Annotated in this window: 7 protein-coding genes; all 7 read right to left on the bottom strand. The window is 36.8% G+C overall.

The annotated features are described in order from the left end of the window. Positions 1–869 precede the first annotated feature (869 nt). The gene (gene prfA, locus MUW74_RS01760) at positions 870–1,949 is read right to left on the bottom strand and encodes a peptide chain release factor 1 (RefSeq protein WP_243517611.1); all 1,080 of its coding nucleotides are present in this window, start codon (positions 1,947–1,949) and stop codon (positions 870–872) included. 56 nt (positions 1,950–2,005) lie between these two features. Further along, positions 2,006–2,350 carry a 50S ribosomal protein L20 gene (gene rplT, locus MUW74_RS01755; protein ID WP_243018508.1) on the bottom strand — a complete coding sequence of 115 codons (345 nt, stop codon included), beginning with the start codon at positions 2,348–2,350 and terminating at the stop codon, positions 2,006–2,008. Positions 2,351–2,642: 292 nt separating this feature from the next. Beyond that, the gene (gene rpmI, locus MUW74_RS01750) at positions 2,643–2,843 is read right to left on the bottom strand and encodes a 50S ribosomal protein L35 (protein ID WP_243517613.1); all 201 of its coding nucleotides are present in this window, start codon (positions 2,841–2,843) and stop codon (positions 2,643–2,645) included. Between the two features lie 292 nt (positions 2,844–3,135). Beyond that, on the bottom strand, positions 3,136–3,663 hold the full coding sequence (gene infC, locus MUW74_RS01745; RefSeq protein WP_243517615.1) for a translation initiation factor IF-3: 528 nt from the start codon (positions 3,661–3,663) through the stop codon (positions 3,136–3,138). 173 nt (positions 3,664–3,836) lie between these two features. Continuing rightward, a complete protein-coding gene (locus tag MUW74_RS01740; RefSeq protein ID WP_243517616.1) occupies positions 3,837–5,015 on the bottom strand; it encodes a prolipoprotein diacylglyceryl transferase in 1,179 nt (392 codons plus the stop codon). A 72-nt stretch (positions 5,016–5,087) separates the two neighbouring features. Then, positions 5,088–6,581 (bottom strand): leucyl aminopeptidase, encoded by a 1,494-nt coding sequence (locus MUW74_RS01735; RefSeq protein ID WP_243517618.1) that lies wholly within the window; start codon positions 6,579–6,581, stop codon positions 5,088–5,090. A gap of 181 nt (positions 6,582–6,762) precedes the next feature. Then, on the bottom strand, positions 6,763–7,182 hold the full coding sequence (locus MUW74_RS01730; RefSeq protein WP_243517620.1) for a single-stranded DNA-binding protein: 420 nt from the start codon (positions 7,180–7,182) through the stop codon (positions 6,763–6,765). Positions 7,183–7,506 lie beyond the last annotated feature (324 nt).

Raw genomic sequence — 7,506 nt, 5'->3', positions numbered from 1 at the left:
GGGCAATCACCTATTAAAGCTGATTAGAAAAACAGCTTGTTTGAACCCGCGCAGCGGGTGAGTTCTGTTTTTACAGCTCTAACAGGTGATTGCTGCAACTTTTTACTGAGGGCTTGATTTTTTGGTTACTTTTTTATCAAGAAAAAAGTAACAATAAAGATTCATTTTTTACCAGTGTCATGAACAGATACCCTTAAATCAATCTATTTCAGGAAGATAGACAACTATATCCATTTAAGACTATGGCGGTTCTAGGAAAAAAGCCTCTTGTAGAATAGTTGCAATAAGTAATCACGTATTAGCATTGATTAGCAAAACAGTTTTTTTGAACCCACTAAACGGCTAAGTTCTGTTTTTCTAGCTTTAATAGGTGATTTCCAAATCTTTTTACAGAGGGGTTGACTTTTTTCTCCACTTTTTTAGTATCTGTTCATGACACTAGTAAAAGATGAATGTTTTAAAGTTACTTTTTGCTTGATCAAAAAGTAGCCAAACAATCAAGCGCTGATAAAAAGTACCTGTTCAAGTCAGTGGCAAATAAGATGTTTTTCTCTTACTTTTTTCTTGATAAAAAAGTAATCAAAAAATCAAGCCCTGTGCAAAAAACTGCTGAAAGCTCAGCTTACAGCTGGAAAAATAGAACTCGCCCGCTGCGCGGGCTTCAAACAAAACTGTTTTTCTTTTCATCTATAAGCTGAGCTTTCTGATCGCAGCTTTTTACAAGGGGCGTTTTTATATATCATTGTATCTAGTAATCAATTAAATATATATCTTAAGTTGACGCTATTGGGTGAACGGAAACAAATAAAGGCTATAAAATATACCAATTAAGCTGACGTCATTGGCTAAACGGTTACTTTCTCTATGGGTTACAGGCTACCTTCGTTACCTGCCTGTAATTTTTCTGCATTATCTGCCACACGCAATGCCTTGATCATATCCAATATGGCACCATCTAATATAGCGGCTAAATTATGTTCGGTATAGCCAATCCGATGGTCTGTTGCACGAGCCTGAGGAAAGTTATAGGTTCTGATTTTATCTCCTCTGTCTCCCCTTTTGACCATAGATCTGCGTTCTATACCAATCGCCTCTTGTTGTTTTTTAACTTCCATATCATAAAGACGGGAGCGTAATACCTTTAAGGCTTTTTCATAATTTTTGATTTGTGATTTCCCATCTTGACAGGATACCACCAGTCCAGTGGGAATGTGGGTTAGGCGTACGGCTGAATAGGTAGTATTTACGGACTGGCCACCTGGACCGGAAGAGCAAAAAGTATCTTTGCGTACATCATTTAAATCTAAGTTGATTTCAACATCCCCTGCTTCTGGTAATACGACTACGCTAGCGGCTGAAGTATGGATACGGCCTTGTGTTTCAGTCGTAGGCACTCTTTGGACACGGTGTACGCCAGACTCATATTTCATAAGCCCATATACATCTTCGCCCGCTATGGTACAGACAATTTCTTTCCATCCACCAGCAGTTCCTTCTATTGTATATACAGTAGAAAAATCCCATTTCATCTTTTCTGCAAAACGCTTATACATACGAAAAAGATCTCCCGTAAAAATAGCGGCTTCATCTCCACCAATGCCGGCTCGGATTTCTAGAACAATGTTTCTGCTGTTATTGGGATCACTTGGCGTAAGGGCATCACGTAGCTGTGCTTCTAGGTTGGATTTTTTATCTAAGGCAGATCCTAACTCTTGTTTAGCAATATCACGAAAAGCTTCTTCTTTTTCAAGATTTAATACCTCTTTTGCCTCTTTTATATTTTCTAATACGAGTTCATAATCATTATATAAATTAACAATTTTAGATAGCTTTCTATATTCCTTATTCAGTGCTGCATAGGCCTTCATATCATTTAAGGCCTCTGGTTGATAAATAGCTGCTTCTACTTCTTGAAACCGTTCTTTGATGGATTTTAATTTTTCAATCATATTACTCCTTTTCCTTGGCTTATCTATTGAACCGTATGGAGATAAATCACGAAAATCTAAGCTACTTTTTGTATAATAGCCTCAAAAGCGCTTGGATGGTTCATAGCCAGATCAGCTAGTGTTTTTCTATCCATATCCATATTGCTTTGCTTGAGCTTACCCATAAACTGAGCATAAGCCATGCCATGGAGGCGAGCTGCTGCATTGATACGTTGTATCCACAAGGCTCTTATAGTTCTTTTTTTTGTTTTCCGGTCTCTATAAGCATACAAGAGGCCTTTTTCAACAGCATTCTTAGCTACTGTCCAAACATTTTTTCTTTTGCCCCAATAACCTTTTGCTAATTTTAATACCCGCTTTTTACGTGCTTTTGATGCTACGGAATTAACTGATCTTGGCATGTTTTCTTGTAATTTATAAGTTGATAGTATCTATTAACGACATTCATAAACAAGGCTTTTTTATTTCACTTTTTTCTTGATAAAAAAGCGGATAAAAAATCAAGCCCTGGGTAAAAAGTTGCGGATAGTGGTTATTACAACTGGAAAAACAGAGCCCGCTCTTTAGCGTTTTTTTAACTGTTTTTTTATTTCAGTTGAAACGGTCAGTTTTTGAGTGCAACTATTTTACAAGGGGCGTTTTAGAACTGCCATAGCCTTGAATGCATACAGTTGATGGTCTATTTACATCGCTTTACATCGCTAATAGTTTTAGAATAGTTGGTGCATTGGTTTCATGTACCAGTGTAGTGTGGGTAAGATGCCTTTTTTGCTTTGTGCTTTTAATTTTTTTTGCTAAGCAATGGTTTTTAAAAGCATGTTTTCGCTTAATTTTGCCTGTACCCGTTACTTGGAATCTTTTTTTTGAACCAGAATGTGTTTTAACTTTTGGCATATATTTGTTTATAACGAAAGTATAATGTTTTTAACTAAAGAAAAGGCTTTTTTACTTAACAGCAAAAGTAGTAAATAAATTGTATTGAGAACCCTTTGCTTAGGAATACAGCTGAATTGTTCCAGCTATTCGAAAACAAGCTCCATATAAACACTGAATATACTAAAAAATCTTCAGAAAATAATAAAATACTTTTGCTTGTTTAGGCTTAGCGTTTTTTGTTCAGCTTAGCTGTCCACATCAACTTTTATATCACTTTTTTATCAATAAAAAAGTATCACAGCAGCTTTTTTTACTTTTTAATCATCAATGGGGCTATGGTTAGACTCATTTTTCTTCCTTCTAGTCTAGGTAGTTGCTCTGCTTTCCCATAGGCTTCTAATCCTTGGGAAAACCTAAGCAAAATCAACTCGCCTCTTTCTTTAAACATAATTTCTCTCCCTACAAATTTAACGCAAACTTTTACTTTAGCACCAGCTTGTAAAAAGTTAATGGCATGTTTTAACTTGAAGTCGAAGTCATGATCACTTGTGTTGGGACCAAAACGAATTTCTTTTATAATGATTTTTTGTGCATTGCTTTTTATTTCTTTATGCTTCCTTTTTTGTAAGTATTTAAATTTAGCATAATCCATTACCTTACAAATAGGAAAGTCAGCTCCTTTGGCAATTTCTACTAAGTCAAGTTCTTGCTTGGCCGCAATGGCTAAAGCTTCACGAAGAGCATAAACACCAGTAACCACATTATCACCAACCAAACGGACCTCTGGTGCAGTAATGCGTTCGTTTACGTTATGGGCTTCTTTTATTATATTTTTCAAATGGCTAAATATTGATTATGGTCTGTGGCAGACAATCCGCTCAATTTAGCCAATAATTTTTTGGCTATGATTGTTAATATATAAATATCTAAACAATTTTTCAATAAAGTTGTTACACAATATATTCTCTTTTGATAAGCTGTAAACCGATTTGTTGGTTCAGTATGGGTATCCTAAGTTTTTTTTTTTTGAGCTGCTTTAGTGCTCCTGCGAAATATTAAAAATAGTCCTGCTATTCCCCAAGGTAAGCTAAGCAACTGACCCATATTCAACCACATGTCGTTTTCAAATGCAACTTGATTTTCTTTATAACATTCGCAAAAGACACGAATGCAAGCGGCTGTTATTATAAGTGCGCCAAATATGCGACCAGGTGCTATGGTTTGACCTTTTCGATACCACCACAAAAGTAGGATAATAAAAACTAAGAAATAGGCAATGGATTCATAAAGCTGTGCCGGATGCCTTGGAATACCCCAGGTATAAACGGTAGCTTGATAGTTCCCAGCTTGTTTTTCTAGACTGTAGCATAGCGGGGTAGCATAGGTTTCATAAATGTTAGGTGCTTGGCTAAAATGGGCTTTTTGGACTAAGTGATTTTTTAAAGATTGCTCCAGGAAATTTTTAATCGCTTTTTCATCTGTCATGGTTTCTTTAAAAGCCATAACTAATGCAATAGGTTGGTAATTACTTTTCAGGGGTAGAATATGAGCTTTAGATGCTTTATCTATGGTTAGATGATCAATTTTAGTAGCATACCGCTTGCATAAATCATCATGTAACTCTTTAACAAATACTACACCATAATCAACTCCAGTTGGTTTGCCAATGATTTCAGAATTCATAAAATTACCAATGCGAATCAGTGCACCACCTAAAGGAAATAGAATAGACAAATGGTCAGCAATCCATAAAAACGTTAAAGAAGAAGAGCGATTTTTAAAATAGATACGGGGAGGAAAGAGAGAAACTTTAATTCGTTTTAGGTATAGAACAATAGCAAGTACCATGGCAATACCAGCTCCATGGCTGGCTAAACCACTGAAACCAGTTATTTTAAAGGTAGGAGAGAAGGTAACAGGTAAAAATATTTCTAAGAGGTGATGTTTGTAATAATTCCAGTCATAAAAAATGACGTGACCCAAACGAGCCCCCAGTAATACGCTCAGTACAATATAGTCTTTAACGCGGTCAGCTTCTTCTCTTGGTTTACCCGCTTTGGTAAACATATGATACCAAAGCGGGAGGCCGCCTAATACACCAGTAGCAAAAAGTAAGTTATACCAGCGTAGGTTTAAAAAACCTTTAGTAAATAGTTCTGGGGATACATCCCATATAATAGTATTTGGCATAAGTGTTTGGGTTAATAAAGTTGTGTAAAGCACGTTTTTTTAGCAGTGTCATACAGTTAATAAAGCGTATAATTAGCTATTTAGTACCCAATCTACTAGTAAACGAACACCAAATCCTGTCGCACCTGCATTATGGTACGACCAAGGTTTATCTGTCCAAACGGTACCAGCTATATCTAGGTGTGCCCAAGCTGTTTTTTGAATAAATTGCTTTAAAAATAGAGCAGCAGTAATAGATCCACCACCTTTTTTGCTTCCTGTATTACGCATGTCGGCAATAATGGAATCCATACTTTGTAAGTAAGATGCTTCCAATGGCATTTGCCAAATTTTTTCACCTGTTCTTGGAGAAGCCGTCATAAGGCTATTAACCAGTTTTGAATCGGTGCTAAATAAACCGGCTATACGTGTGCCAAGTGCAACCATAATCGCTCCTGTTAAAGTAGCTAAATCGACAATTGCATCTACACCTAGCTTTTCTGCATAGACGAGTGCATCGGCTAGGGTAAGCCTTCCTTCGGCATCTGTGTTATCTATTTCAATGGTTTTACCATTAGAAGCCGTTACTACATCACCAGGCTTGGTGGCGCTGCCATTAATCATATTTTCTGTGGCAGCAATAATAAAATGGATCTCTTTATTCGGCTTAATAGCGCCAATAGCTTCTGCTGCACCAAGCATGGCTGCCGCACCACCCATATCAAATTTCATGAGCTCAATCTGGGCACTTCCTGTCTTTAAATTCAGCCCACCAGAATCAAAAGTAACCCCTTTACCAATTAGGGCAATTTTTTTAAAATCAGATTGGCTATTAATTGATTTTGGTTTATAAGAAAGATGAATGAACTTGGGTGGTTGGCTAGAACCTTGGGTAACGGAAAGATAAGCGCCCATACCCAGTCGTTGGCAATCTTCTTTTTCTAGAATTGTAAGCTCCAAGCCATGTCTTTGGGCTACGTCAGTGGCTGTTTGGGCCAACATGGAAGGGGTTACATAATTGGCTGGCGCATTTACTAAGTCTCTTGCTAGGTTGGCCCCTGTTGTAATCTTTTGGGCTAGTTGAATGACTTGGTCATCTGCTTTGGCATTTAGTAGATATATCTTTTTAAGATAGGTGGTTATGGTATCCTTTTTGGATTTAAAACGTTCATCTACATAAGCAGAAAGTAAGATACCTTCAGCAAAGGCTTTTAAATGGTTTTCGTCGGTTAATAGCCTTATAAAATCGACAACTACGGATGGCGTGTGTAACTGAATAGCTGTTCTGTAAACCGTAGCGGCTGCTTGTCGAATAGTTTCTTGGTCAATTACTTCTTGCTTACCTAAACCAATAAGCATCACTTTACCTATCGAGTGAAGCAAGTTGGCTGTGGCAGTGGTTCCTTGTTTCCCAGTAAACCTGGATTCTTTTATCAAAGGTGCTATGATCTCATGGTAAAAAGGTACACTAGTCAGATGGCTGGTATCCGGGGTAGTATCATGCTTTTCAAAGATACCAAATACATGACAGCTTTGTTCTACTTGTGAGGCTTGGCTGCTCAAAAATTCAAATTCTGGGTACCGCATAGTAAAATAAAATAATAGTTGATTTTAAAAAAAGACTTTTTTGGGTATTGTTTGGCCCTATGGCAGGGTATGAAAGAAATAAGCAAAAAATGTATTTCACAACAAGTCGATTAAATATAAGGATTTATTTATTAGCTGTTACAGAAGATTGTTGCAAAAAAGCAAATGCTGCACCCATACCTTATAAGGGTAGTTCATCCATATCTTTATTTTTAAGTGATTGATTGTGTGGCGTGTGATTGATGACTTGCACACCTTGAGACTTGGGTTTCCCACTACCTAATAATACAAATCGTTGGCCAACAATTTGTGTAATATATTTTTGGTTTCCATCTTTATCTGTATAGAGCCTATGATTTAACTTGCCTTCTATATATACTTGCCTACCCTTACTTAAATATTGGGCCGCAATTTCTGCATGGGGCGTCCAGAGGACTATATCGTGCCAATCTGTATGATTTATTTTGGTACCTTCTTTTGTTTTGTAACTATCATCTGTAGCTACCGTGAGTTGTACACGCATACGCCCACTTTCTAAGTGGCGTATTTCTGGATCTTTTCCTAGATAACCCAAAATAATCACTTTATTAACACTTGCCATATTGATTATTAACAATGGGGAAAAATGCCTTTTTGTTTTAATTTCAATCTAAGCGATTAGGCGCTACTTTGCAAATAGCCTTTATGGTATAGTATACATTTTTCCAATGGCGTAAATTTGCGCAATCAATTGATTAACAAACTTTTATAGAAAAATTTTGTATCTGTTCATGACACTGGTAAAAAATGAATTTTTTAAAGCTACTTTTTGCTTGATTAAAAAGTAGCCAAAAAATCAAGGGCTGATGAGAAAAGTGCGATCAGAAAGCTTAGTTTACAGCTGGAAAAACAGGAACCTCTCTGCAATCCCTCCCGGCAACTGTTT

The sequence above is a fragment of the Candidatus Cardinium sp. cBcalN2 genome (assembly GCF_022810445.1).
Lineage (GTDB): Bacteria > Bacteroidota > Bacteroidia > Cytophagales > Amoebophilaceae > Cardinium.
This window is presented reverse-complemented; position numbering and strand designations above follow the sequence as displayed.

Bases quoted from the DNA above. Each gene is read 5' to 3' on its own strand.
- MUW74_RS01735 (WP_243517618.1), bottom strand. From the start codon at position 6,581: ATGCGGTACCCAGAATTTGAATTTTTGAGCAGCCAAGCCTCACAAGTA.
- rpmI (WP_243517613.1), bottom strand. From the start codon at position 2,843: ATGCCAAAAGTTAAAACACATTCTGGTTCAAAAAAAAGATTCCAAGTA.
- prfA (WP_243517611.1), bottom strand. From the start codon at position 1,949: ATGATTGAAAAATTAAAATCCATCAAAGAACGGTTTCAAGAAGTAGAA.
- MUW74_RS01730 (WP_243517620.1), bottom strand. From the start codon at position 7,182: ATGGCAAGTGTTAATAAAGTGATTATTTTGGGTTATCTAGGAAAAGAT.
- rplT (WP_243018508.1), bottom strand. From the start codon at position 2,350: ATGCCAAGATCAGTTAATTCCGTAGCATCAAAAGCACGTAAAAAGCGG.
- MUW74_RS01740 (WP_243517616.1), bottom strand. From the start codon at position 5,015: ATGCCAAATACTATTATATGGGATGTATCCCCAGAACTATTTACTAAA.